Source organism: Kitasatospora sp. NPDC001159 (genome assembly GCF_053598235.1).
Map to the genome: position 1 here is coordinate 1 of NZ_JBSFJV010000081.1, position 25,864 is coordinate 25,864.

At 69.1% G+C, this 25,864-nt stretch carries 14 protein-coding genes; 7 read left to right on the forward strand and 7 right to left on the reverse strand.

What is annotated here, in order from left to right:
• Positions 1-266: 266 nt before the first annotated feature.
• From ACWC9T_RS30975 to ACWC9T_RS30990, 4 genes are all read left to right on the forward strand, one after another.
• Positions 267-590 carry a trypco2 family protein gene (locus tag ACWC9T_RS30975; protein ID WP_449824361.1) on the forward strand — a complete coding sequence of 108 codons (324 nt, stop codon included), beginning with the start codon at positions 267-269 and terminating at the stop codon, positions 588-590.
• A gap of 13 nt (positions 591-603) precedes the next feature.
• Positions 604-3,051, forward strand: a complete 2,448-nt coding sequence (locus ACWC9T_RS30980; protein WP_449824362.1) for a trypsin-like peptidase domain-containing protein — start codon at positions 604-606, stop codon at positions 3,049-3,051.
• A gap of 373 nt (positions 3,052-3,424) precedes the next feature.
• Positions 3,425-3,631: a hypothetical protein gene (locus tag ACWC9T_RS30985; RefSeq protein ID WP_449824363.1), complete on the forward strand. Its 207-nt coding sequence runs from the start codon at positions 3,425-3,427 to the stop codon at positions 3,629-3,631.
• A gap of 318 nt (positions 3,632-3,949) precedes the next feature.
• Complete coding sequence (locus ACWC9T_RS30990) at positions 3,950-4,360, forward strand: SMI1/KNR4 family protein (RefSeq protein ID WP_449824364.1); 411 nt, start codon at positions 3,950-3,952, stop codon at positions 4,358-4,360.
• A 136-nt stretch (positions 4,361-4,496) separates the two neighbouring features.
• Here the strand turns inward: ACWC9T_RS30990 and ACWC9T_RS30995 are convergent, their stop codons facing one another.
• From ACWC9T_RS30995 to ACWC9T_RS31020, 6 genes are all read right to left on the reverse strand, one after another.
• A complete protein-coding gene (locus ACWC9T_RS30995) occupies positions 4,497-5,276 on the reverse strand; it encodes a hypothetical protein (protein WP_449824365.1) in 780 nt (259 codons plus the stop codon).
• Positions 5,277-5,393: 117 nt separating this feature from the next.
• The gene (locus ACWC9T_RS31000) at positions 5,394-7,043 is read right to left on the reverse strand and encodes a hypothetical protein (RefSeq protein WP_449824366.1); all 1,650 of its coding nucleotides are present in this window, start codon (positions 7,041-7,043) and stop codon (positions 5,394-5,396) included.
• A 219-nt stretch (positions 7,044-7,262) separates the two neighbouring features.
• Positions 7,263-8,057: a transposase family protein gene (locus ACWC9T_RS31005; protein WP_449824382.1), complete on the reverse strand. Its 795-nt coding sequence runs from the start codon at positions 8,055-8,057 to the stop codon at positions 7,263-7,265.
• A gap of 236 nt (positions 8,058-8,293) precedes the next feature.
• Complete coding sequence (locus ACWC9T_RS31010) at positions 8,294-8,683, reverse strand: hypothetical protein (protein WP_449824367.1); 390 nt, start codon at positions 8,681-8,683, stop codon at positions 8,294-8,296.
• 33 nt (positions 8,684-8,716) lie between these two features.
• Positions 8,717-12,337: a NucA/NucB deoxyribonuclease domain-containing protein gene (locus ACWC9T_RS31015; RefSeq protein WP_449824368.1), complete on the reverse strand. Its 3,621-nt coding sequence runs from the start codon at positions 12,335-12,337 to the stop codon at positions 8,717-8,719.
• 402 nt (positions 12,338-12,739) lie between these two features.
• A complete protein-coding gene (locus tag ACWC9T_RS31020; RefSeq protein WP_449824369.1) occupies positions 12,740-13,108 on the reverse strand; it encodes a hypothetical protein in 369 nt (122 codons plus the stop codon).
• A gap of 233 nt (positions 13,109-13,341) precedes the next feature.
• Between ACWC9T_RS31020 and ACWC9T_RS31025 the strand changes: the two genes are divergently transcribed.
• A complete protein-coding gene (locus ACWC9T_RS31025; protein ID WP_449824370.1) occupies positions 13,342-14,103 on the forward strand; it encodes a DUF4328 domain-containing protein in 762 nt (253 codons plus the stop codon).
• A 215-nt stretch (positions 14,104-14,318) separates the two neighbouring features.
• Here ACWC9T_RS31025 and ACWC9T_RS31030 read toward each other — a convergent pair whose 3' ends face one another.
• Entirely contained in the window at positions 14,319-17,930 is a 3,612-nt protein-coding gene (locus tag ACWC9T_RS31030) for a ricin-type beta-trefoil lectin domain protein (protein WP_449824371.1), read from the reverse strand.
• A gap of 377 nt (positions 17,931-18,307) precedes the next feature.
• Between ACWC9T_RS31030 and ACWC9T_RS31035 the strand changes: the two genes are divergently transcribed.
• Complete coding sequence (locus ACWC9T_RS31035) at positions 18,308-25,402, forward strand: polymorphic toxin-type HINT domain-containing protein (RefSeq protein WP_449824372.1); 7,095 nt, start codon at positions 18,308-18,310, stop codon at positions 25,400-25,402.
• On the forward strand, positions 25,399-25,779 hold the full coding sequence (locus ACWC9T_RS31040; protein WP_153466939.1) for a hypothetical protein: 381 nt from the start codon (positions 25,399-25,401) through the stop codon (positions 25,777-25,779). The genes ACWC9T_RS31035 and ACWC9T_RS31040 overlap by 4 nt, the downstream gene beginning before the upstream one ends.
• Positions 25,780-25,864: the final 85 nt, after the last annotated feature.

A 25,864-nucleotide genomic window follows, 5' to 3' on the forward strand; every position in this document is an offset into this window, starting at 1 on the left:
GACGTCGCCGGCGGTCTGCTCGCCTACTACGTCGTCCCGCGCCTGGAGCTCGTCGTCTGCCAGGTCACGCCACCGCCGACACCCTGACCCTCCGGTCCGCTGGGCTGGGCCGAGAGGGATTTGTACTGTTTCCCCGGTTCCCGGCACGGCACGGTGGCACGATGAAGTGGCTATGGTCAGGCCCGAGTTCGGGCGTTCTCGGCATGTGGTGCGCACACCGCAGATACGCTGGCGGATCCGGGCACGTGGTGATCGTGGGGGAGCGCATGGAACTCGACGGAACGGAGTTGTCCGAGGAGATCACGGCCGTTCGGGCCGGGCTGATCGCCGCTCAGCGCAGCGGCGCGGACTCCGAGATCCGGTTCACGGTGAAGGACGTCGTCGTGGACCTGGGGCTGGAGCTGCGCCGGGTCGGCGGTGCCAGCGGCGGGGTCAAGGCGTTCGTCTTCTCCGGCGAGGCCCGGGCTGAGCAGTCGAGCGGACAGACGCACCGGCTGACCGTGACGCTGGGGGTTGTCGGCGGCGACGCGGTACCGATCAACGGCACCGGAGAGGCAGGCCTGCCCGAGAACGGCTACTCGCTGCGGTAGCGGGTCGTCGTCGATGTTCTGGGAACGGGCCGTTGCCGTGGAGTGTGCGGGCCGGATCGGCGCCGGGTGCGTGGTCGCGCCGGGGCTGGTCCTGACAGCACTTCACGTCGTGAGGCCCGCAGGGTCCGGCCAGGCGTTTGGGCGCTGCGCGGTCAGGCTAATCGGCGGACGCGGGCGCGCGGCGGCCGAGGTGGCCTGGCACTTGGACGACGTCGCGCTGCTGCGGTTTCGGCCGGCTGACCTTCCGCGCGAGTTCGCTCCGGTTCGGTGGGGTGAGCTCGTGTGCATCAGCCCGTCGCGGCAGGCGCGCTGCGTCGCCGTTGGTCTTCCCGACGCGGCCAAGCGCGATGGTGACCGGCGCGAACCCGAGGCCGTGGAAGGGCACATTAACGCGGTCGACACGGACGGCAACTTCTACAGCCTCCAAGCCGACAGCGTGGTCCCGTCCGGTGAATCTGCATCCGGCACCTCTCCGTGGGCTGGAATGTCCGGTGCCGGGGTGTTTCACGAGGACCTGCTCATCGCCACGGTGCAGCAGGCCCTGCCCGGGCGGGCCAATGGCCGCCTGGAGGCTGTCCCCGTTCGCCGTCTCCTGGACGACCGCGGGTTCTGCGACATCGTGGAACGAGCGTCCGGCACGCGCCCGCAACTGGAACCCGCCGACCTCCACACCCTCTTCGACAGTGCTCCTCAGCCCGTCGCGGCCGCTTCCTATCTCCTGGCCGCACGCTCCGAGACCGTCGAGTTCACCGGCCTGGACACGGAACTGCAACTCCTGCGCGCCTGGTGCCACAGCCCGCAGGCTGTCGACGTCGCCGTCGTATGCGGCTCCGGAGGAGTCGGCAAGACACGCCTGGCCGTAGAACTGGCCAGGCGCCTGGCCGATCGCAGGCCGCAGGCCGAGTCGGCCCCCGACGCCACGAACTTCGCGTGGTCAGCAGGATTCCTCGACCCGAAGACCGCCCCCGACCAGACCTACCAGATGCTGCGCCACCTGATCCGCCCTGCCCTGATCATCGTTGACTACGCCGAGTACCACCTTGGCCAGGTCAGGGCGCTGCTGGAAGCCTTGGTGAACCACCGTGCCCCGGCACACCGTATTCGCGTCCTCCTGGTCGCTCGCTCCACCCACGAGTGGTGGCTCAAGCTGCGGGCCCGGCACCCCGCGATGGTAAGCGGCACCGAGATAGTCCTCGCCCCGGACAACCTGCTGCGCCAGGTGGACGCGCAGGAACTGCGTGAGCGTGCGCGGATCTCGTTCACCCGGCGCATTGCTGCCCTGCAATGGTCGGGGGTATCCGACGACTGGGACGCCGAGGAGTTCCTCGACCGGGTCGCCGACCATGTGCCCCCGCACGAGGGCCAGACCGAGGACGATCCGGCCACCGTCCTGTCGCTGCACATCGAAAGCCTTGCCGGCGTTCTGGTCGACAAGCCGATCGACGGCGACCTCGACCCGCATGAAGTTCTGCTGTACCACGAGGAGAGGTACTGGGACCGGGCCTCGGCCGTACTGTTCCCGCAGCCCCTCGACCCGGATTACCGAAAGGCACTGATCGCCGTGCAGCGCCTTGCCGGGGCAGCAGATCAGAAGGAAGCCGACGCTGCGATCCGCGCGGCATGGGCCGCCCACTACGGCGACGTTCTCACCGCACCGCCATTGACATCGGACATGGTGCGGGCCCAGCGCCGGTTCCTTTCAGCCGTGTACCCGCCAACGGGGCACGCCTACTGGGGCGGGATCGGCCCCGACGTGCTGACCGCCAAACTCGTCAACGACGTGGAGGCGGACAGCGGCGGCGAGCCTGAGGGCGGGACGTTCCTCGCCCGGACCCTGTCCAGCCCGCTTCTGTCGCCGTCCCAGCGCCGCCACTGCCTGGCCATCGTGGGCCGCGGCTTCATCAGCCATCCTGCCCTGGCCGTTGCAGCCGCCCAAGCGGTGGTCGCCAACCCGAACGCGCTGTACGCCGAGGCTCAGGACCTCCTGGAAAAGCTGCCTGAAGCGACGCGCGACATCTGGCGCACTGCCCTGGTCGATGCGCAGCAGCGACACGACGCGATCGTGCCCGCCCAAGCCGAGACGGCCGTCGGCACCTGGTCGCAGGAGCCCGGACCGTCCCCCGCAGAGCCTGCGGGCCCTCCCGCCCCCCGCCCCGTGGTCACCGCACCCCTGCAGCTTCCCGGCAGCTTTCCCCTTGAACTACCACTCCCGCCGCCAGTATCGCCGCCGACCGGGTCGGGAGCGGCCTCCCGCCCCCAGGCCGTCCCAAAACCCCTTCCTCAGGATCCGATCGCGGCCGCACCACCGCGCGCGTACCCCACCTGCGCCCCCAAGCGCACGGTGCCGGTTGCCATCCGCGACTACTTGGGCCTCGACGCTCACGGCATGAGGCGCGTGCTGCCGGCCTTCGTGTTTCTCGTAGCCCTCTTCTTCTTCACGGTCCTCTGGCAGACCAGATGAGCCTGACTTGCGGTTAGAGCTCGGCGACGGTGGTTGCGTGCTCTCGCCCCGGCGCGGCCCCCGCGAGCCGGTGCCCGTCGCCAACGTCTTCCTCGCCCTGGTCGCCGCCCACGGCTGGACCCTCGGCGGTGGCGGCAGGGTGGCCGCGACAACCCGTTTGCCGGCCCCGGCCCGGGCCGCAGCGGTTAGCAGCGAGGGGGACGTACGTGAGCGAGCAGGATCTGGACCGTATACGGATGCGTAGCCGTCCCCGTGGCCATCCCACCCGAGGGCGGGCGAGATCGGTCGGCCCTGGCGGCCTGGGCCAGAGCGCTACCACCGGTGATAGCGGTTTGGCCTACCCGGCCCACTCCGGGCTGCGAGACTGGTGATCATGACCGACCGCCGCCCTCTCGCGATGCCCGCCTTCTCCGCGACCGCCACCGACGTGCCCGTGCCCGCCCAGTCCGGCGTGCGCCGGCTGCCGGTCGAGCAGGGCGCGGCCTTCCGCCAGCCGCCCGGCGAGACCGTGGCCGTACCCGCCCCGGCCCGCCGCCGCCTCTCGCCCGGCGGCCTGACCTTCTCCGACCCGGACCGGTAGATCTGACCGGCTCCGGCCGCCTCGCCGCAGGCCTGTGACCTGCGGCGGTTTCATAAATCGCTCCCGGTCCGAGGCCCGCCGGGGCGGGCGCAAATCAAGCCGCCCGCTTTGGCCTGCTGTCCTGTCCCGGCGTAGGTTGCCGCTGTACCAGCACGTCTTGTCCGCTTCGTAGCCCGTCCCAGTCGAGGTTGTCGCTCGGGTGACGGGCCAGCGGTGGCGTCCCACTGCGTGTTGTCGGTGAGCGTGGTTCGTCCCGCATGGGCTTGTCATCCGGGATGGCTACGCTTCCGGATCATGTGGAGACAAGTAGCCCGTGGCGTGTTCCCCGACGCCGATTTCAGAGATCCGACCGACGAGGCAGTCCTAGCTGAGGCGGAGCGAAAGCTCGGGGAGGAGCTGCCGGCCGGGCTGAAGCAGTTGTTGCTGGAGAGCAACGGGATCGTCGGGCAGACCAGCGTGGACACCGTCTGGAGCATCGAGCAGATCGTCGAGCAGAACATCTACTTCCGGTCGGATGGCTCCTTCGCTCAGCTGTACATGCCGTTCGACGCTCTCCTGTTCTTCGGAGACAACGGTGGCGGCGACCAGTTCGCCTTCGTGCAGACGCCACGGAGGCCAGACATCTTCGTCTGGGAGCACGAGACCGACAGTCGCCGCTGGGTGGCCCGTGACCTGCGGGACTACCTCGGGCGCTCACTCGCTGAGGGCGGAGACGACTGGTACCAGTAGTCCTCCGCCGGCTTGAGCGATAGGCGTCCCGGCTGATGTTCCCTAGCCCGGGCGGTTTGAGGGTTCACCAACCTCCGGTCAGCGACACGCCGCACCGACAAACTAGAGCGGGACGGGACACCTCTGGCCTGCGGTTCTACCAGCCGTCCATCGCCCGGACGTCCCCGGAGAGGGCGTAGCGGCGGCAGGCGAGGATCTCTTCGGTGGTGATGCCGATGTCGTTCGTGAGGCGGGCGAGGCCGCTGTCCTCGGCCTGGCGGTCGGAGACGTAGGCCGGCATCACCTCGAGGGCGAGCGCGCCGATGCCGAGTTGGGCGGCGCGCTGCTGGGTGATCGCGTCGCGGCCGGCAGAAACGTGGCGGCGCCAGGCTTCGGCGGTGATGCTGTCCGGGGTGGGGCCGGTCTCCAGCTCGGCGGCCGGGATGTCGGGGCGGGCGCGGACCTCGGCGACCGCCGCGGCGACGATCCCGTCGACCGTCTCGGCCGGGAGCGCGGCGCCGTCGGCGTCCTGGTGGGCGTTGGTGAGGCGTTCGGCGATCAGGTCGGTGAGCTCCGCGGTGCGGCCCTTGAGGTCGACGATGGCGCGTACCGGCAGGACCAGGTCGGTGCTGTCCCACGCGTGGGACACTCCGAGCTCGGACTGCACGGTGGTCTCGATCGCCTCGGCGACGGCCGCCAGGTCGAGCGGCCGGTACGCGGTCGAGCGGCCGATGCCGAACTCGGCGAGCGCGTACGCCGGCCACGACGGGTGCCCGAGTACGGTCCATACCTTCGCCTGGTGGGCGGCGCGGACCCGGCGGGCGAGCATTAGGACGGCGGCTCGGACGTCCTCGATCGCCGTGCGCAGCTGCTCGGTCAGTTCCCGGGCCCGCGCTTCGTCGACCGGGCCGGCCTGGTCCTGGTGCTCGCTGTCCATGCCCGGATCGTTCCCGGGACGGGTGATCGGAACCGCGGCCGCGACGGCGGGCCGCGGGCCAGCCGGGACGGCGCTCGGTTCCTGGTCTTGAGGCGGGGTGTGGGACAAGCGTCCTCGCTACAGCAGTCCGCCCAGGGGCCAGACGCGCTCGGCGAGCCGGCCGCGCAGCAGTCCGTCGGCGGTGTCGGCTTCGGTGAGCCAGTCGGCGGCGACCAGCAGGCCGGCGTGCTCGGTGATCTCCTCGATCGGCAGGGCGCAGAACGCGGCCGCCGCCTCCAGGGGGATTCCGCCGTCCTCGGGGTGGCCGAGGCGGCCGTCGGGGCGGGTGTGGGCGGCGGTGTACAGGGCGAGGAGCCGGGTGGCGGTGCCCGTCTTCTTCTTGCGGAGCTTGCGGTCGCCGACGGTCTTCTGGGCCCAGCCGGAGAGCTTCGGGCGGGTGGACTTGCCGAAGGTGAACGGGTACGGGTCACGAGGCAGCAGCGAGGGCACGGTGACCACGGTGGGGCTCTCCGGCCGGGAGGCCAGCGCCTCGGCGACGGTGCCAGGCAGGCGCAGCCAGTCGGCGGCCACCAGCTGCTCTAGGACCCGCTCGGTATCGTCCTGGAGCCAGCCGGTGAGGTCCTGGCCGGTGACGTTCCCGGTGCCGACGCGCGCGGTGCGCAGGGTGAGCATGAGAACGCCCAGGTGCACCTGGGCGTCGTGGTGCGGGGCATGGGCGGCGACATGGTCCAGCACGGTGCGGGCGCAGGCGGCCTGCTGCCGGGTCAGCAGCCGCTCCACCACGACCTCGCGCTCGCCGTCCGGGCCGCCGGACACGTAGCCGGTGCGGTTGCGGTGCGTCTCACGGCTGGTCTGCGCTGCTTGGCGGGCCCGCTGGGCCTCGTGGCGCAGGTTGGTGTCGCCGGTGACGGCGGCCCACAGGTCGAACGCGCGGGCCTTGCGCTCCTGGAGCTCGGCGAGCAGTGCGGGGTCGGGTTCGGGACGCTTCTGGTGGTCGCGGAAGGCGTCGCCGAGTTCGATGAGCTCCGTGCGCAGGGCCTCGGGCTCGAGGTCGTAGGGCACGATGCGCTGCGCGATCTTCCCCCACCGCGTGGATCGCCGGGACGCCTCCGCTGGTGAGGCGGCGCGGGCACCAGGCACAGGCGCAGCGGCGGCGGGGGAGGGAGGCTCGGTCGCGGGGAAAGGGGTGCGGTCGGAGAACGCCGCCGCCACGTCCTGCCCGTTAGTGCCGCCCGAGTGCTCCTCTGCTGAGACCGGCTTCCCACTGACCGGGCCTGCCTTGGCTGGCGTGGTCCGGGCTGCGGGCACGGCGCTGGCCAGCACCCGGCAGCCGGGAGTGGCGGCCGCGCACCGCGCGCATGTCTCTGCCAGCCGCCAGAGCCGTCCCGTCCGGTCCGCGTACACGGCCAGCACCGCCGCACCGCCGCACCGCACCGCGCCCGCCGTCGGCCGCGTCCCGCTACGGCGTCCGGCGATGGTGTCGAGGTCGGCGAGGTGCCACGCGCAGTCGCCGGTCAGACAGGCGCAGTACGCGTGAGCGCGTGGCCCGCCGCCCGCGCGGATGCGGGCCACGTGCAGCTTGACGTGCTCCACCGCCGCCTGGCGGCCCTCGGCGGTGCTGGGGAAGCGCTGATCGGTGCAGGCCGCGCCGGAGCAGGAAAGCCGGACCGTGCCGGCCGTGGGGCGGCCGTAGGGGTCCAGGCGCACCGTGAACACCCGTCCCACGACGCGTTCCTGCTGCGTGCCGGTTTCGGCCTGCGTTGCCACCTGCGACTCCCCGCGCTGTGTAGGCCCGTTGATCCGGGCGGATCCCATCATCGTGGATCCGGGACATCGGGTAAGGCGGTTGGCGACACGCCGCGCCAAGCGGATCGGCATAGGGGCAAGGGCACCCTCTGCCCGGACCGCGCCCGTACCACCCAACGTCGCCGGCTGTACTGATGCGCGGCCAGCAGTGGACCCTGGCCGCCGAAGCCTTTGCTCGGCTCAGATCGAGATGATCACTACGATGCCGAGCGCTGCAAGGCCGCCCAGCGTCTTCAGCAGCAAGGGCTTGCGGTCACGTGGTCCCGGCTCAGCCGCGAGCCAGACCATCGCACCGATGAAGGCGGTGAGCGCCGAGAACAGGGCAAGGCGGAATGTCCACCCGTCACCCAGTCCGACGGCATGGCCCAACCACGAGGCCACCCTGCTGGACAATCCGACCGCCACGACCGTCCCTGCTCCCCACAGCCCCCATGCCCGCCGCCGCTGGCTCTCGTCCTTGCTGTCGATCGACCGGTGCAGGTACGCGTGCAGCCGGCGCAACCGGCGGACCAGCCAAGTACTCATCCGGCCAGTCTGACGTCCATAGCGCGACCGTGTACGCGCTTCCTGACATCCACCCACTGCACGCGGCCTCCGCTCCGGGGGAGGCCGCATAATCATCGCGGCCAGCAGGTGGGCGGCGGGCAAGGTGCCGTGCCGGGAGCCGCGGGCGGCCTTGCCGTCCACGGCGATCGAGTCCGAGCCGGCGGGATCGGCGCCGGTCAGGTCGGCCAATCCGCCGGGACAGACAAGGCCGATGACTCGCCGGATCGTGGCGGCGCTCGGTGCGCCCGTGACCCGGGCGCCCAGCCGGGCCAGGGTGTGCTGCGGAGCGTTCGCGGACCACTGGCCGATAGCCGTGTACGAGCGCGCGCCGGCGACCACCGCGGAGGCGGCGACCAGCAGCACCGCCACGAACGGGTGACGCACCCCGCGCCGCCGACGCGGATCGGGCACCAGCCGCAACCGCTCCACCAGCGACAATCCCGCTACACCGTCCAGAGCGGGCGACCAACGACGTCCTGTCCCGACGAGTCATCCTCCGGCCGGGCCAGTGGAACCCGGCGCCCACCCGACGCGACAGCCGGGCCGCAGGCATGCCCACCACCGGCCAGGAAAGCCGAAACGGCCCGCCGAATGAACCGACGGACCGTCACGAAAGAGGCTGGGACACGACAGATCTCAAACGCGGTCTCAAACCTCAGCTGCAGTTACGGCGCCTTGGTCAGGTAGAGGCACACCAGGTCAGGCCTGCTGCCACCGGAGACTGCCACGACCACGCGCCATATTCCAGCACTCGGCAGGATCACGGTCTCCCGGTCCTCCATTGCCGGTGGCGTGACGGAAATTACTCCGGACTTGAAATCCATGGGGCCGTCGTAAATCACCCTCATGTCCGCCGGGGCGGCCTCTCCTAGATGGATTCGGACCTCTACGTCTCCGTCACTGTCGGTCCTGGTGCTGACATAGATCTGGCCATGCCCCGGAAGACAGTCGTACTCTCCGTCGTCCGTCTGAGGGTAGTCATCGGTCCCGAAGTCCCGAATCGACACGAGACCCCAAAGGGAAGTCACCTCTACCGATGACAGAAGGGTGCTCACACTCAGTTCCTCTCCCGCAGCCACGCTCCGCCATCACCCTGCATGATAGACCCCACCGTACCTCTTGACATTGATGACGAGAACCATGAACTCGTCCCCTCGCTTGATTCTTTTCCTCGAATAGAACCCAGAAATATCAGGCCCCTGGATCCTCTGCTCTGCCACTGGAACACCCATCGTCTGGGCTCCGATACCCCCTTCATAGGTCGAGGCAAAAGGGTACTCGTCACAGCTCTGAGGCCCTTGCCATGCCGACTTGCAGCCAGCCAGCTCCCGATTCCGGTCGGCGTCTTTTTCGTTCCTGAGAGCGTGCAGGAGAAACGGTTGGCCAGAATCGATCGCCGACTGGTCATTGATGGCGATCTTCGGAGTTTTCTTCCCGTCCACCACCATCACCGGGATCTGGCGACAATCGCTTTCGGTTCGCCCGAACCAGTATTCACATCTCTGAACAAGACCGTCCAACTCGTCTTGGGTCGCTCCGGATGACGAGGGGCTGGCCGATCCGCTAGCTCCCGGCCCGAAAAGCGATCCCGCAGCGGGCCCGCCATTGGTCAAGGGATCCGGGAGGGATCCCGGTGCGAAGGGCGAGCCGGGGCCGGAGTGGACTGCCTGGGGAGTGCCCTGCTGCGTCGGGCCGGCCTCGGGGCCGTTGAGCGGGGTGCCCTGAGGGGTGGGGGTGGAGCAATGCGTGCAGGGGACGGGGTCGATGTTGTGGGGGTCCACTGCCGGCGGCTGGTCGTTCCTCGGCGGCGGGGGCGGGAACTTGTGGTGACGAGGGGGCGGCGGCGGGCCCGCCCCGTCGGTGTCGCAGCTGCTGTAGCCGGCGGCCAGCTCGAACTCCATCGCCATCGCCTCGGCTTCGGCCATGGCTTCCGCCTGCGCGAGTCCGGCTGCCCCTGCCCCTGCCCCGCCATAGCCGTAGCCGCGCTTGAGCCGCTTTGTGAACTCGACCTTGTAGTTCACCCACCATGAACCTGCGGCCTCCTGGCCGGCTGACGACTCCCCGTAGCTCATGCGGTTGTAGGCGGCCTTCAGCTCTGCGGCCTCCGCGCTTTCCACGTCCGCCATGTGCTGGGCCTTGCGTTCCCAGGCGCTCGCGCTCATTCCGGCGTAGGCGGGGGCCGGGGCCGAGGCCGCTGCCGAGTCGCCGGAGCCGCCGCCCGCCGGATCGTCGTCCGGGCTTGCGCCGCCCAGTTCGCACGGGTTGTGGCCGGTGGGGTCGGCGTTGGTCAGTGGGTCGCCGGCGCCGTAGGCGTAGCGGTTGGCTCCGGCGGCGGTGATGGGTGCGAGGTTGGCGGTGTCGCGGCTGGTGAAGTCGGCGGTGGCGGGGTCGTACCAGCGGCTGGCGGTGCTGATCTGGCCGCTGGTCGGGTCGGTCCAGCCGCTCTGGTAGCCGAGGTTGTGGGTGGTGCCGGCGGTCGCGGTGGGCTTGCCCCAGGGGTCGTAGGCGCTGGTGCCGGCGGTGGTGGTGCCGGTGGCGGTGAAGGTGGCGACGAGGTTGCCGTGGCGGTCGCTGTAGGCGAAGGCGGCTCCGGCGGGGGTGCCGATGGCGGTCAGGCCGCCGGTCGGTGTGCGGGTGTAGTTCTCCGTTCCGTCGGAGGTGAGGTTGTTGCTGGTGGCGTCGTAGGTGAAGGTGTGTCCGGCGCTGGTGGTGAGGCGTCCCAGGGCGTCGTAGGTGTAGGTCTGTCCGCCCTGGCTGGTCAGTTCGTCGAAGGCGTCGTAGGTCGCGCTCGTCGTGGTGGTGCCGGTCGTGGCGGCGGAGCGGGTGCCTCGGGCTGTGTAGGTGTAGGTGGTGGTGCCGGCGGTGCTGAGCTGGTTGCGCTGGTTGTAGGTGGCTGTGGTGGTGCCGTTGGAGGTGAGGTTGCCGTTGCCGTCGTAGGCGTAGGCGGTGGTGGCGGCGCCGTTGTTCCAGGTGCTGAGTCGGCCGGCGGCGTCGTAGCCGTAGGTGTGGGTGGTGGCGCCGGCGAGGCCGGTGGTGGTCTGGGTCTTGAGGCGGCCTGACGGGTAGTAGGTGTAGGCGAGCGAGGAGACGGCCGCGCCGGTGCTGGTCTTGACGCTGTCGGTGGTGACGTTGCCCTGGTCGTCGTAGGTGTAGGAGCGGGTGTTGCCCGTGCCGTACTGGATGGCGGCGACCCGGCCGGTGGGCGTGTAGCTGTAGGCGAGGGTGCTGCCGGTCTGGGGATCGGCGAGGGTCTTAAGCTGCCCGGCGGTGTCGTAGGTGAAGGTCGTGGTGTCGGCGGTGTCGGCTCGGGAGGCGAGTCGGCCTTCCGCGTCGTAGGTGTAGGTGCTGGTGCCCATCGGGCCGGACGCGGAGGCGATGGCGCCTCGGTCCTCGTAGGTGTAGGCCTGGGTGCCGCGGGGAGTCGACAGCGAGGTGATCCGGCCGTCGGCGTCGTAGGCGACGGTGCGGGTCGGGGTCGCTGCCTCGCCTCCGCTGCCGGCCTGGCTGGTGAGGTGGCCTGCGGCGTCGTAGCTGCTGGAGATGGTGACCCCGTCCGTCAGGGTGACGGTGCGTCCGAGGTCGTCGTAGGTGGAGAGGGTCTGGGCGCCGGACGGGTCGGTGATGGACTGCTTCTCACCGTCGAGGTCGTAGGTGTCGAGCCACTTCCGGGCGGTTCCGCCGACGCTCGGCAGGTCCTTCTCGACAAGGTTGCCGAGCTGGTCGTAGATGTTGGTGGCCGTGTTGCCCTTGGCGTCAGTGAGGACCTCGGGGCGGCCCATGGCGTCGAAGTCGGTGCGGGTGACGGCGGTGAAGGTGCCGCTGGCGTCAGGGGCGGTGTAGGTGTTGCTCGCGACGGCGAGGTGTTCGCCGGTGGCGTCGAAGGTGTGGGTGGTGGTGGTGATGTTGCCGGTCGGGTCCTTGGTTTCGGCGCTCTCGCTGAAGGTGTTGTAGCCGGTGCGGGTCTCGGGGGCGACGGTCAGCGTGAGGGGCTGTCCGGTCGCGGGGTTGAAGGTGGTGGTGGCCGTCGGTGGTTCGGTGGTGACGACCTGCTGGCCCGCCTCGTCGTGGAGGAAGCCGACGGTGTACGCGGCGGGGTTGGCGCCGCTGACGTTGCCGTTGGGGCTGGTACGTGTGAGCGGCAGGCCGCGCTGGTCGTAGGTGAAAGTGGTCGTGGAGTCCTGCGGCGGGTTCTTGGCGGTCTGCGCGGTGACGTTCCCGGCGACGTCGTAGGTGAAGTCGGTCTCCCGGGTCTGGGTTCCGTCGGTGATCGTGGAGCGCACCACGTTGCCGACGGCGTCGTAGGCGTTGCTGCTGGTGCGGTTGAGCCCGCCGGGGTCGACCGTCGTGCTCGTGGCGCGGCCTGCGGCGTCCCAGGTGTTGGCGACGGTGGTCTTGCCGCCGCCGGTCACGCGCTGGGTCAGGTTGCCCGCCGCGTCGTAGGTGTTCTGCTGCAGGATGACGTTGCGCTCGGTGCCGTCGAAGGCCTGCGCGACGGGGTCGAAGTTGTGGAATCCGTCGGCGTCGATCTCGGAGACCGTGTCGTCGTCGTTGTAGTACGTGTGCGTGGAACGCCCCATCGCGTCCGTCACCCTGGCCAGGCGGCCGGCGGGGTCGTAGGCGCGGGACTCGACGATCTGCGGGCGGGCGCTGACCGGGCTGGTGGGGCTGCCGGTGTAGTTGGCGATGGTGACCTGCTGCAACCAGCCCATCGGGGCGTAGTCGTAGCTGTAGGTGGTCCCGGCGGCGTCGGTGCTGCCGACCTTGTTGCCGTACTTGTCGTAGGTGTAGCTGGTCGAGCGGCCGGCCGGGTCGGTGACCTTGGCGAGGTGGCTCGTGGTGCTGGAGTACGACCAGGTGGTGGTGCGTGGCGCGTCGCCGCCGGTGAGGTCGGCGACGGTCTGGGTGATGGTGTTGCCGTCGGTGTCGTAGGCGGTGGTGGTGCGGCGGGTGTGGACGGTGCCGGTGACGGCGTCCGTCGTGGCGGGGTCCGTGCGGGTGAGCTGGTTGCCCTGGCCGTCCCACGTGTACGAGGTGGTGACCGTGGTCGGGGTCTGGCCCTGTCCGCAGTTGGTGCACGCCTCGGCGCTGGAGGTGAGGCGGCCGAGGTTGTCCTAGGTGTAGGTGGTGACCAGGCCCAGCGGGCTGACGGTCTTGGTGAGGTCTCCCGCCGCGTTGTACGAGTTGACGGTGCTCAGGTTCGCCGGCACCGCTGCCTGGTTGGGATAGGCGGAGTGGTCGACGTACGGGGACTGCGAGGTGACGAGTCCGGCCGGCTGGGTCCCGGTCGTCGGGTTGCCGTCACTGCCGACGGCGGCCTCGCTCCCGCTGGTGCGGGTGACGTAGGAGGTACGCCCCTGCGGGAAGTCCGAGGTGGCGGGCACGGTCGTGGACAGCAGCTCGCCGGCCGGGTCGTAGCTGAACTGCGTGCGGTAGGTGGCGTCCCCCGGCCCGTTGGAGCGGGCGTCGCTCCGATCGGTCACCGTGTCGTTGACGGCGCCGTGGATCCCCTAGAGTCGGCGCGCCCATCCCGGTCGGGGTGGTGGCGTACCGGCGTGTGTGGTTGAGCACGCGGCGATTCCAGGGGGTTGACGATCTGATGGTGTGTGTGGCGTGCGGGACACGCCCCGCGGGGACGGACAGCGGCCGATGCTTCGGTTGCGCGGAGGCGGCTCCGGGGTGGGCGGCGGCGCTGCGCCCGGCGAATGGCCTTGCCGTGGCGGTCTACGTCCTGTTGGGGTTGAACGCTGTGGTGGCGGCGGTGGCGGTCGCGGTTGATGTCTGGCGGGACGTGCTGCTGGGCCGGGTGGTGGACGGGTCGGGCGATGTCGGCCTCGCCGATTTCGACGCCGTGGACTCGGTGGCGAACACGGTGAGCGAGCTGTTCATCACGTTGGCGCTGGCCACCGCCGTGGTGTTCATCGTCTGGTTCTACCGCATCCGCCAGAACGCCGACCTGCTCGTGCCGAACGGGCACCGCCTGGGACGCGGCTGGAGCATCGGGGCCTGGTTCACCCCGGTCGTCCTACTCTGGTTCCCCTGGCAGCTGATGGTGGAATGCTGGAGGGCGAGCGCGCCGCTGGACGCGGAGGGAAGGCGAGGCACGCCGTCGGAGAAGGTCCTCGCCGTGTGGTGGTCCACGTGGATCGGCTCGCTGATCGTCGGCCGGATCGCAGGTACCATGGTGGGTCACGTGGACCCGTTGGTCCCCGGTGACCTCGAGAGCCTGCGCAACACGATCCGGGTGGAGGCCTCCGGGTCGGCACTGCGGCTGGTGGCGGCGGTCGCGGCGATCGTGGTGGTCAACCGGCTGACCGCCATGCAGCAGGCGCGCCGGGCCGGCGTCAACCTGCTCGCGGCCAGGGCCGCCCAGGAGGCCCGGGGCCGGGCCCTGGTGTCGGCCCCGGCTGCTGCCGCCGCGCCCGCGCCCGCCGAGGTCCCGCGTGACGCCGCGTCGGAGGGACAGGCTTCGGCCTGACGGTGCACGGCCTGGCCGGGGAACGAGCCCTCGGCCAGGCACGCCGGCCGGTGGAGTTCTCTGTTGAGTGCGATCTCTGTGTACCGCAAGCATTACCGCGTGTGACGTAGCTCGATTCCTGCCAGGCGATTGTCGGCGGAGAAACATGTAGGTGCCCCTGACCGGAGACCGGTCAGGGGCACCTTTTTTGGTCAGCTCAGCGCTTCATTCTGACGTTAGCTTCGTACGAGAGCGGTCCACTTCTGGGCTGCGGTGCCGTTGCAGTCAAACAGTTGCAGTCGGGTTCCGTTGGTTGCGGTGCCGCCGGGGAGGTCGACGCAGCGGCCGGATGCGGGGTTGTAGAGGCTGCCGTCGGGCCTGGGGACGAAGGTCTGCTGCGGGGCGCCGTTTCCGCATTCCCAGATCTGCAGGGGCGTGCCGTTGGCCGTGCCGCGTCCGGTGGCGTCGAGGCAGCTGCCGAGGGCGCGGAGGCTACCGTCGGGCTTGAAGCTCCAGTTCTGGGCGTTGCTGCCGTTGCAGTCGTACAGCTGGACGGCGGTGCCGTTGGTGCTGTTGGCTCCCGCGATGTCCACGCACTTGCCGGTCTGGGCGGTGTAGGTGATGGGGCTGTTCTCGGCGTAGGTGCTGAGGACTCCGGTCGGCCCGTTGGTCCAGGTGTAGTAGGGGTCGGTGGTGGTGGAGTGGCCAGTGAAGGTCTGGATGACACCGTTGGGGGTCATGGCCCAGAGTGTGGGAGAGCCGATACCGGTGAGGTCGCCATCGGAGCCGATGACGGGCCAGGTGGCGGCGGTGACGCCGTAGCCGATCTTGGTGTCGGTGGCGATGCCGGTGAGGGTGGGGTAGCTGGTGCTGGTGCCGAAGTCGCCGGTGATGGTGATGGTGCCGGTGGTGAAGGTGTAGCCGCGCAGGTCACCAGTGGTCTGGTTGCGTGCCCACAGGCCGGGGTGGCCTTGGCCGGCCCAGTCGCCGGGGGAGATGAGGTCCCAGCCCTTCCAGCCGGTTGCGGCGAGCTTAGTGGGGGAGCCGAAGGTGCCGTCGCCGATGGTGGGGTAGAACCAGAGGGCGCCGGTGCCGTCCTGGCTGGTCTCGATGGTGAACAGGCCGGTGCGGTTGAGGAACTTCTTGCTGGTGTCGAGTTTGGTGGTGCTGGGGTCGCCGCTGGCGGCGATCTGCAGCGTGGTGGACCAGTCGGTCGCGTTGTAGCCGGTGCAGTCGGTCAGCTTGGGGTCGCAGGCGGGCTTGTCCAGGGTGAGCCAGGTGTCGAAGACGCCGGTGACGCCGGTGTTGCCGGGGTTCTTGTAGTAGTAGAGCGCCTTGTCGCCGTCCTTGTGGACGATGAGGTCGTCGACGTTGTTGCCGCCGCGCAGGCTGCCGCGGTGGGTGATGCGGTAGTTGGCCCAGGAATCGTGGCCAGGGGATTTGGCCTTCGGTGCGGCGAGCGGGGCCGTGGGCGCGGTGGCGGGGATGCTGTAGGCGCGCAGGTCGCCGTTGGGGTCGGCGGTGACGATGTCGGGCAGGGCGTCACCGGTGACGTCGCCGAAGGCCGGGGCCGGACTGTTGGGGTTCCACGGGGCGTAGAAGGCGTACTGCGCGACGGGTGAGAGGTTGCCGGCGTTGTCCTCGGCCTGGACGTAGAGGACGTTGGTGCCCCAGCGTCCGGCGGTCACCTGGATCTGGCCGGTGGGCATGGCGCTGCCGCACTGCCAGGTGGCGTCGACGAGTTGCGGGTCGAAGCTCCAGCGCAGGCAGGCCACTCCGGAGGCGTAGCCGCCGCTGGGGGCGGGGTCGGTGGCGGTGAAGGGGATGACGCCGCTCTGGCCGGCGTAGATCTGGGGGGTCTGACCGTTGCCGCTGGGTGGGAACTGCTTGGTGGCGTCGGAGACGGTGGTGGGGAAGGTGATGGTCGGTGGGGTGAGGTCGACCTTGAAGTAGCAGTTCACTGTGGCGGCGGACCAGGGCACGCCGTCCAGGTCGTCGGTGGCCTGCATGTCGTAGCCGTAGGCGTGGCCGTCCTGGATCAGGCCAGCGGGGACCTGGAAGCTGGTGGTGCCGCCGCTGTTGACGGCGGGCGTGTAGCCGCTCGTGCCGTTGGGGCTGTTGTAGTCCCAGATGTGGTCCCAGGTCTTGACTTGGGCCTGGGTGGGGCTGGTGACGGTGGCGTTGAGCCAGACGGCGTTGTTCTGGGCGGAGCCGGCGCCGAGCCAGGCCCAGTCGTTGGCGTTGCCGTCACCGCAGGCCTGGTTGGTCGCCGCGGGGCTGACCGTCGTAGGGGCGGGCCACACCCCGGGGTTGGTGGGGGTGTTGGGCACGCGGTCGTACTCGACGTACAGCGTGGGCTGGTACGTGAAACGCTTGAAGGCGTACTGGTTGCTCTCGTCGCCGTAGAGGCCGAAGGTCAGCTGGCCGTAGTTGGCGTACTGCTGCATCGCGCCGGTGATGTTGAAACTGAACGGCACGTTGTCGTGACACGGGTCCTTGCCCGAGCCGCCGACCCAGGCCGTGCCGAGCGAACCGCCCTGCTGCGCCGGCTGGTTGGACCAGGTCGTACCGTTTCCGATCGACCCGGTGACGTAGAGGTTGAGCGGGTAGGTGGTGCCGCAGTCGAAGTTCGCGGAGACGTACTCCTGCATGTTCATCGTCGCGTAGTGGACGACCACCCCGCCCAGCGCATTGATATCGAACTGGTAGAAGCTGCGCTCGATGTCGGAAGGGATGCAGCTGCCGCCGTTGGGGTAGGTGCCGCAGACGCCGACGCCCGGGTGGTCGCTGTCGTTGCTGCCCTGGCGGAGCCAGTTGCCGGGGCTGTCGTGGGTCGACTGGACCCAGGTCCAGGAGTTGGCGGCCTGGGTCCAGGGCAGGAAGGCGGGGTCGATGTAGTAGGGCGCGGTGCCGTGGGCCAGGAGGTCCTGGTCGGGTGTCAGGTCGATGCCGGAGGGGCCGGCCGTGACGGGCATGGTGGAGACCCTGGAGGCCGTCCCGGGGCCGGCGTCGGAACTGGCGGCAGTGGCCTTGCCGGTATCCGTCGGCGCGGGCGCGGGAGTGTCGGTGGCGGCGGCGGTGAACGTCAGGGCGGTCTTCACCGCGGGTGCTGGGGTGCTGTCCCACATCTGTGGGGTGCGGGCGATCCAGCGGGGCTTGCCGTCGGCGCCGGCGGCGGTGATGTTGCCGTGCTCGTCGCTCTTGACGGTGACACCGTCGGCGGTGGTGCCGAAGTGCAGGTTCCTCAGGACCGGGTTTGCCGCAGCCGCCTGGGTCTTGACGACCAGGACGGTGGTCAGGCCGCCGAGCTTGGTGGCGGTGACCTTCAGGTCGATGTCGGGGGCGAGGGACGGGTAGACCACGCTGTCGCCGCTGACGGTCGGCGCGGGAAGCGCGAACGGGGCCGTCAGGGCGAGCTTCTTGCCGTCCGCGCTGGTCATGGTGGCGAGCGGCCCGTTCCCGCCCTTGGACAGCACCAGCTGACCTGCCGCGGACTTGGGGGAGAGCGTGCCGTCCGGATTGGTGGCGAGGGTGGCGTCCAGCCCCTGCCAGGCGCCGCCTCGGCGTACGCGCTGCTGGTCCGGGTGGCTGGTGAGCGCGAGGTGGCCTTCGGGGGTGGCGACGGTCTCGCTGTACTCGGTCGTGAGCGAGTCGATCGGGACGTTCTTTTGCGTGGCCTTGGCCTCGGCGATGGCCTTCTCGGCCGCGTTGGCGGGCGGGCGCTCCTGCATCTGCTTCGCGGTGGTGGCGTCGATCGTGGCCTGCGACGGCACCGTCGGCGCATCGGCGGCGTGGGCAGTGAGCCCCGACAGGCCGGTTGTGAGCGCCAGAACGGCTGTCGCGGTCAACGCCCTGAGTGGCGCACCGTTGTGGCGGTGCTTTCTGTTCAAAACGGGAATCTCCCCCCAACAAACACGGAAAGACCTGCATAGGCACAGGTCATCGGCACCGTAGGGGCACGCACTGACATCGGCCAATCCAAGTTCGATGGCGAAGTCCAGACTTGGTGCGAAATGGCTGCTTCGTGCACCTCCGTGAGAATCCTCACCAGGCGATAGGGCTTGACTGTCCATCAGCAAGGTTCGCTAGCATCCGCCGGTTCGGATACAGGACATGCCTCCCGTATTCGGGGGGACCGATGCTTGGGGGATGTAACAGAGTGTCATTTAAGCAACGATCAGGCTTCGAGAAGATAAAGGGCGGGAGGGGGAGACTGCGCGGCCGGATGGCGGCCGTCACGACGGCCGCCGTCCTCGGGTCGATGCTGGCGCCCCTGCCGATCGCGGCGGCGGCGGACGGGCCGGACTACTCGCGCAAGTGGTCGCCGCCCAACACCGCCCTGCCGAAGACGCCTTCGGTCCCCGGACAGAACGCCGCACCGGTGCCGGCTGCGAAGCCGGAACACCCGGTGCCGCCGACCTGGACACCGCCGAGGAACCCGCAATCGGTTCCGGGCGGCCACGCCTCGGTGACGCTCGGATCCGCACCCGAAGCGCACCCCCTGGGCGAGGGCGAGAAGCCGCAGGCCGGTGCCGAGGCCAAGGCCTCGGGACTGCCGGTCACGATCGCGCCGCTGGCCGGCTCGTCAGCCGGAGGCCAGACGATCCAGGTCGAGATGGCCGACGCCAAGACCGCGGCGACCGCCGGAATCCCCGGTGTGGCGGTGACCCTCACCCGCCCCGGCTCGGGCGATGCCGCGCCCGTGCGCCTGGGCGTCGACGCGTCGAGCCTTGACGCCGCGTTCGGAGCGAACTGGGCGGCCCGGGCCTACCTGGTGGTCCTGCCCGGCTGCGCGACGACGACGCCGAAGGCCCCGGACTGCCAGAAGCAGACGCCGCTCGAATCGCACTACGACCCGTCGACGAAGAAGCTCGTCGCCGACGTCCCGCTGACCGTGACGGGCACCGCCAAGACCGCGACCACGCCGGCCACCAAGACCGCCACCGACGCCGCCCCCGGGGCGGCACGGGCGGTGTACGCGGACTCCACCACCACCTCGACGACGGTCGGTGTGGTGTCGGGGTCCTCGAGTGGGGCCGGAACCTACTCGGCGACCCCGCTCGGGCCCTCCCAGTCCTGGACGGCGGGCGGCTCGTCCGGGGCGTTCACCTATGGATACCCCGTGCAGGCGCCGCCGGCGCTGGCCGGCTCGGGCCCGAAGGTGGCGCTGTCGTACGACTCGGCGTCGGTGGACGGGCGGACCTCGTCGACGAACGCGCAGGCCTCCTGGATCGGTGACGGCTGGGACTACGGTGCCGGTTTCGTTGAGCGGTCGTTCAAGCCGTGTTCGCTGGACGGGATCACCGGCTCCGGTGACCAGTGCTGGGGCGGCGCGAACATGACCCTGTCGATGGGTGGCCACTCCGGCCAGCTGGTGCCCGACGACTCCTCCTGCCAGTCCGGCGCGCCCGCGGCGATGGAGCAGGCGGCCTGCACGTGGCGGCTTAAGGACGATGACGGCACCAAGGTGCAGTTCCTGACCGGTGCGACCAACGGCACCTGGAACGGCTCCTACATCAAGGTCACCGACACCGGCGGAACGGTGTCCTACTTCGGCCTGAACCATCTGCCGGACGCGAACGGCAACCCGACCACCCTGGGTGCGGACTCCGGCTCGGCGTGGACCGTCCCGGTTTACTCCCCCAACAGCGGGGACCCGTGCTACGACCCGGCCAAGGGCCAGGGCTCGTGGTGCCAGACCGCCTGGCGCTGGAACCTCGACTTCGTCGTGGACCCGCACGGCAACCTGACCACCTACACCTACAACCCCGAGACGAACTACTACTCCCGCGGCGGCGCCCAGAACAACGGCAACGGCACCAGCACCGCCTACACCCGCGCCGGCGTGCCCGCCTCCATCGGCTACGGCCAGCTCCTCTCGGACCAGCTGAACAACAACGGCGCCTACAACCCCGCCGCGAAGATCGTCTTCAACACCTCCGAGCGGTGCGTCACCTCCACCGCGGCCTGCGACCCGTCCCAGCGCACCGCGGCCAACGCGGCGAACTGGCCGGACGTGCCGCTGGACCAGCAGTGCGACGGAACCAGCGCGTGTACCGTCTACGGGCCGACGTTCTGGACCACCAAGTGGCTGGCGTCCATCGCCACCCAGGTGAGGGTCAACGGCAGTTACCAGACCGTGGACTCGTACACGCTCAACCACACGTTCATCAACGTGCAGAACGCCACCGAGAACACCCAGGTCCCCTGGCTCGCCTCCATCCAGCGCACCGGCCAGGACCCCCAGGCCACCGGCGGCCAGATCACCCTGCCGCCGGTGTCCTTCACCTCACAGCTGCTGCCCAACCGCGTGGACGGCACCAACCTGGTCCCCGCACCGCCGGCCTACAACCGGCCCCGCATCCAGCTGATCACCACCGAGACCGGCAGCACCATCGGCGTCAACTACGCCCCCGCCGCCTGCTCGCGCGTGAACAACGTCATGCCGGCCTCCGCCGACAGCGACACACTCTCCTGCTACAACGTCAAGTGGAACCCGCCGGGCTCAATCGCCGGTGCGGCCCCGGTGGATGACTGGTTCCTGAAGTACCCGGTCGCCACCGTCACCGTGAACCCCGCTACCCCGGGCTCGGTGCCGCAGGTCACCGCCTACACCTATGGCAAGGCCGCCTGGCACCGCGACGACTCGCCGGCCACCCCGGACAAGAACCGGACCTGGGACGGATTCCGCGGCTACGCCTCCGTCACCGAGGTGTCCGGCAGCGGCAACGACGGCCCGCAGTCGAAGAAGTCGACCACCTTCTATCAGGGCATGGACGGCGACCTGCTGGCCAATGGCACCACCCGCAGCATCCAGGCCGCAGGCCCGATGGGTGGAGGGGCCACCGACTCCGACTGGCTCTCCAGCCAGACCCGCGAGACCGACACCTACACCAGCGCCGACGCCACCGGAACCGTCACCAGCTACACGGTGAAGTCCTTCAGCGGCGGTCCGGTGGCCACCGCCACCCACAGCCAGGACAACGGCCTGCCCGCACTCGTCGCCCGCTACGCGACCACCACGACCGTGAACACGGCAAAGTCGCTCAAGGCCGACGGAACCTGGCAGTCCAGCACCACCACGACGACGACCGACCCGTCGAAGGGCAACCGCGTCAGCACCTCGCTCGACAGTGCCGACGGCCTGCCGGACATCTGCACCCGCACCGGCTACGCGACCGGGCCGGACCCGCAAGTCCTGGAGGTGGCTTCCGAGTCGATAGCGGTCTCCGGCGCGAACGCCTGCACCGCGACGGCCACGGCGGCCAACACCGTCTCGTGGACCCGGACGCTGTACGACGGCCAGTCCTTCGGACAATTCGGGGCAGCGCATGACGCGACCAGCACGCTGACCCTCGACCACTTCGACTCCACCGGAACCCCACAGTTCAGCACGGCCAACGCGACGTATGACAGCTACGGACGCATCACGGCCGTAACCGATCCCAACGCCACCGACAGCGCACATCCGGGCGGCGCGACCATCACCACCGCCTACGCGGCGGCCAACGCGGGTGAACTGCCCAACAGCATCACTGTCACCAGCCCGGCGCCTGCCGGTGCGAGCGACGCGTCCACCGGCCGGACCAGCACCACCACGTACGACCCCGCGCGTGCCCTGCCGCTGACGGCAACCGACCCCAACGGCCGCACGACCACCGAGGCCTACGACGCGCTCGGCCGGGCGACCAGTGTGTGGCTGCCGGGCCAGGCCACCACGGCGAGCGCCAACAAGACCTTCGCCTACACGATCCCGGGCGTGGTCAACGGCAGCGCCGTACCTCCGACGGTGACCACCTCCGACCTGCTTAAAAAGGGCTACGCCGTCAAGATCGACATCTTGGACGGCGAGGGGAGGACCGTCCAGACTCAGTCGACTCCCGCGCTCACCGCCTACACGGGCCGACTGATCACCGACACGGTGTACGACTCGCAGGGACGGGTCACCAGGGCCAACAGCCCCTGGTACAACGATGACACCGCGCCCAGCACCACCCCGTTCCTGACCACCACACAGAAGGTCCCGGCACAGACCTACAACGTCTACGACGGCCTCGGCCGACCGGTGACCCAGCAGTTCGTCGCCTACGGCGTGGCCCAGTCCACGACCACCACCGCCTATCCCGGCGCCGACCGGACCGACGTCACACCGCCCGCGGGCGCCACGCCGACCTCGACCGTCACCGACGCGCGCGGCCACAAGGCCCAGCTCTGGCAGTACAAGACCGACACCGCCACCGGCAACCAGGCCGACGCGGACGTGACCTCCTACACCTACACCGCAGACGGCCACCTGGCCACGCAGAAGGACGCGGCGGGCAACACCTGGACCCACGGCTACGACCAGCGCGGCCGGGAGACCAACACCTCCGACCCGGACACTGGCACCGCCACCAAGACCTACGACGCCGCGGGCCGACTGGCCTCGTCCACGGACGCCCGCAATCAGACCATCGCCTACACCTACGACCTGCTCGGCCGCGTGACGGGCACCTACGCCGGGTCGGTCAGCCCGGACCACCAGCTGACCGGCTTCACCTACGACACCGTCGTCAAGGGCAAGCCCTCCACCTCGACCCGCTACGTCAACGGGGCCTCCGGCATCGCCTACACCAGCTCCGTGCTCGCCTACGACACCGCCTACCACCCGACCAAGACCACCACCACGATCCCCGGCACCGAGATCGGCCAGGGCACCACCCCGTTCACCTACACCTACCAGGCAATCTACGACCCCGTCACTGGCACGCTCACCAAGGACAACCGCTCGGCCGTCGGCGACATCGCCAGTGAAACGATCGACTACAAATACGACAACAACGGCCCGCTGAGCACCTACGGCGCCGAGGGGGGCGCCACCTACGACCTGTCCTCGGACTGGGACGCCTACGGCCACAGCATCCGCGCCACGGTGAACCCCTGGGGCACCCAGATCGTCGTCACCAACACCTACGACACCTCCACCGGGCGCCCCCTGTCGCAGTTCGTCGACAAGCAGACCGCCTCCACCGGCGCCGTCCAGCAACTCACCTACGCCTACAACACGGCCGGGCAGCTAACCGCCGTCCGCAACATCCCGGACAACACTCCGTCGTCCACGGACCTGCAGTGCTTCGGCTACGACTACCTCGGCCGGCTGACCAGCGCCTGGTCGGACACCGGCACACTCACCCAGGCTCCGCAGCCCACCGTCGGGGGCATCGGGTCCTGCGCCAACTCCTCACCCACCAGCGGCGCCCAGGCCCCTATGAGGACCACGGTCGGGGGACCTGCCGCGTACTGGCAGAGCTACGGCTACGACCTGACCGGCAACCGCACCCAGCTCGTCCAGCACGACCCCTCCGGTGACACCACCAAGGACACCACCACCAACCAGACCTTCCCGGCCACCGGGACCGTCAACACCCCCACCACCGCTCCCAACACCGGCGGCGGCACCGGCGGACCGCACGCCCTCACCGGCACCACCACAACAGCGCCGACCGGCACCACCGGTACCAGCGCCCAGTACGACGCGGCTGGCAACACCACCGCCGTCACCGACACCTCCGGCACCGCCACCCTGACCTGGAACAGCGAGAACAAGCTCGCCTCCTACACCACGTCAGGCACCGCCGGACCGACCACCTACCTCTACGACGCGGCCGGCAACCAGCTCATCCGCCGAGACCCCGGCAAGACCACCATCACGCTCGGCGGCGACGAACTCGTCTACGACAGTAACGCCAACACCGTCACCGGCGTCCGCTACTACCAGATCCCCGGCGGCGTCACTCTGATCCGCCAAGGCGGCAACACCACCTACCAGATCTCCGACCACCACGGCACCGGCATCCTCGCCCTCGACGGCACCACGCTCACCGAGACCCGGCGCCCGGCCGACCCCTTCGGCAACCCCCGCGGCAACCAGCCCACCACCTGGGCCGGCGACCACGGCTTCATCGGCGGCACCAAGGACGACGCCACCGGCCTCACCAACCTCGGCGCCCGCCAATACGACCCCGTCCACGGACGCTTCATCAGCCCCGACCCCGTCCTCGACCAAGCCGACCCCCAGCAGTGGAACGGCTACGCCTACAGCAACAACAACCCCGCCAACCTCAGCGACCCCAGCGGGCTTCACCCCGAAGGAGTCTGCGGCGGATTCGGCACCTGCGAGGACCAACAGCGCAACATCATCCACGAGGCTTGGCATCCCAACAGTGAAGGCGGCTGGAACGTCGACTACTGGGACAATGTCATCACCAACGTGGACCATCCCTACCACGCGGGCAATGACTGGTCCTTGGTCCGCTTCCACCGGTCCAAGAAGGAACGCCTCAAGGGATTTATCCAACTCGCCACCACGTTCCTAGTTCCCGAGGCCTCCCCCCTTACGGCACTCATGGATGCTCATGACGGCGATCTCAAGGGCGCCGCTGAGAATCTCTTGAGCAGCAAGGTCGAAGAGATGGCCTTCTTGAAGCAACTTGCGTTCAAGTTGGCACCGAAATTCGGCGGGTGCAGCTTCGACGCCACAACGCCGGTGCTCATGGCCGACGGCAGCACCCGGGAAATCAGCGAAATCAAACCGGGCGATAAAGTCCAAGCAGCTGACCCGAAGGTCGGCGAAGACAGCGGCCGCGCCGTCACCGCCACATGGAAGCACGACGACAACGACCTCGTCGATGTCACCGTCCGATCGGGCGACCGCAAGGAGGTCATCCACACCACCTCTGAGCACCCCTTCTGGGACACCACCGCTCAGAAGTGGATCCCCGCGACCGACCTCGAGTCAGGGCACACTCTCAAGACGGAAAACGGCCAGGACGCCACCGTCGAGGGCGTCCGCGAGGTGTCCGGCGAGCAGGTGATGTACAACCTCACCGTCGCCGACCTTCACACGTACTATGTCCTCGCGGGCAACACTCCGGTCTTGGTCCACAACAGTAATTGCGGGCCAGACCTCGGTGGCAATTGGACGCCGCGCGCGAAGTCTGCAATTAACGGCGTCGCTGACTGTGACCAGTGTGCTCTCGATATTCAGAAGGCGCTCGGGGGTGGTGACATCTACCAGGTTGCTGGCCGATTCCCTGGCGCCCGGCCATACGTGTACCGTGGCGTCGAGACTAACTGGCCTCAGCATTTTGTTGTCATCAAGGATGGAAGGGCATTTGATGCCTGGACTGGCAGAGGTGGGGAATCAATCGAGGACTATATGAAGAACTTTGCAGACCCGAGCATCCCTGGCGACGATGCAAATGAGATCCTTAAGCTGACACCGGGGACTCTGACGCCAAATCCAGCTAGTGGCGGTCTCACCTGGAGGCCCAACCCATGACGGCCGAGGTCCTGCCCGTTGAACTGCTGTTGAGAAACCTGAAGTTCAGGCCATCGATGTTCTTCCTGGATGGCTCGTTCGCGCAGTACGTCGCATTCTTTTCAGGGTTCGGTGTCAGTTCAGAAGCTGCGGAAGTCCCTTTTCTGGACGGGTTCGCCGAATGGATCGCAGCACATGCGAGAAGTGGCCATAACTTGACTTGGCCTACTCTCGTTCTCCGATCCATCTGGCCCGAGTGGAACGGCTCTGTATCGGACTGGAGTAAGCTGGATTCGATTTCCGACAAGCATGCGGTTCGAGTGCTATTCGAGCTGCTAGCGGCCTTCAAAGGAATCGATCCAGGCGTGCTCGGCCTTGCGACCGACGGAACGCCGTGACGGCCTAAGTCTGCGATGCGGCCTTATTGCAGATAAAAGCCGTCGGCCAAACTAGAATGCCATGCCAGAAGCCCCGCTGAAATGT

Coding starts and splice junctions, on each gene's coding strand:
- ACWC9T_RS30995 (WP_449824365.1), bottom strand. CDS start 5,276: ATGGACAGCGAGCACCAGGACCAGGCCGGCCCGGTCGACGAAGCGCGG.
- ACWC9T_RS31040 (WP_153466939.1), top strand. CDS start 25,399: ATGACGGCCGAGGTCCTGCCCGTTGAACTGCTGTTGAGAAACCTGAAG.
- ACWC9T_RS30980 (WP_449824362.1), top strand. CDS start 604: ATGTTCTGGGAACGGGCCGTTGCCGTGGAGTGTGCGGGCCGGATCGGC.
- ACWC9T_RS30975 (WP_449824361.1), top strand. CDS start 267: ATGGAACTCGACGGAACGGAGTTGTCCGAGGAGATCACGGCCGTTCGG.
- ACWC9T_RS31015 (WP_449824368.1), bottom strand. CDS start 12,337: ATGGGCTGGTTGCAGCAGGTCACCATCGCCAACTACACCGGCAGCCCC.
- ACWC9T_RS31035 (WP_449824372.1), top strand. CDS start 18,308: ATGGCGGCCGTCACGACGGCCGCCGTCCTCGGGTCGATGCTGGCGCCC.
- ACWC9T_RS30985 (WP_449824363.1), top strand. CDS start 3,425: ATGACCGACCGCCGCCCTCTCGCGATGCCCGCCTTCTCCGCGACCGCC.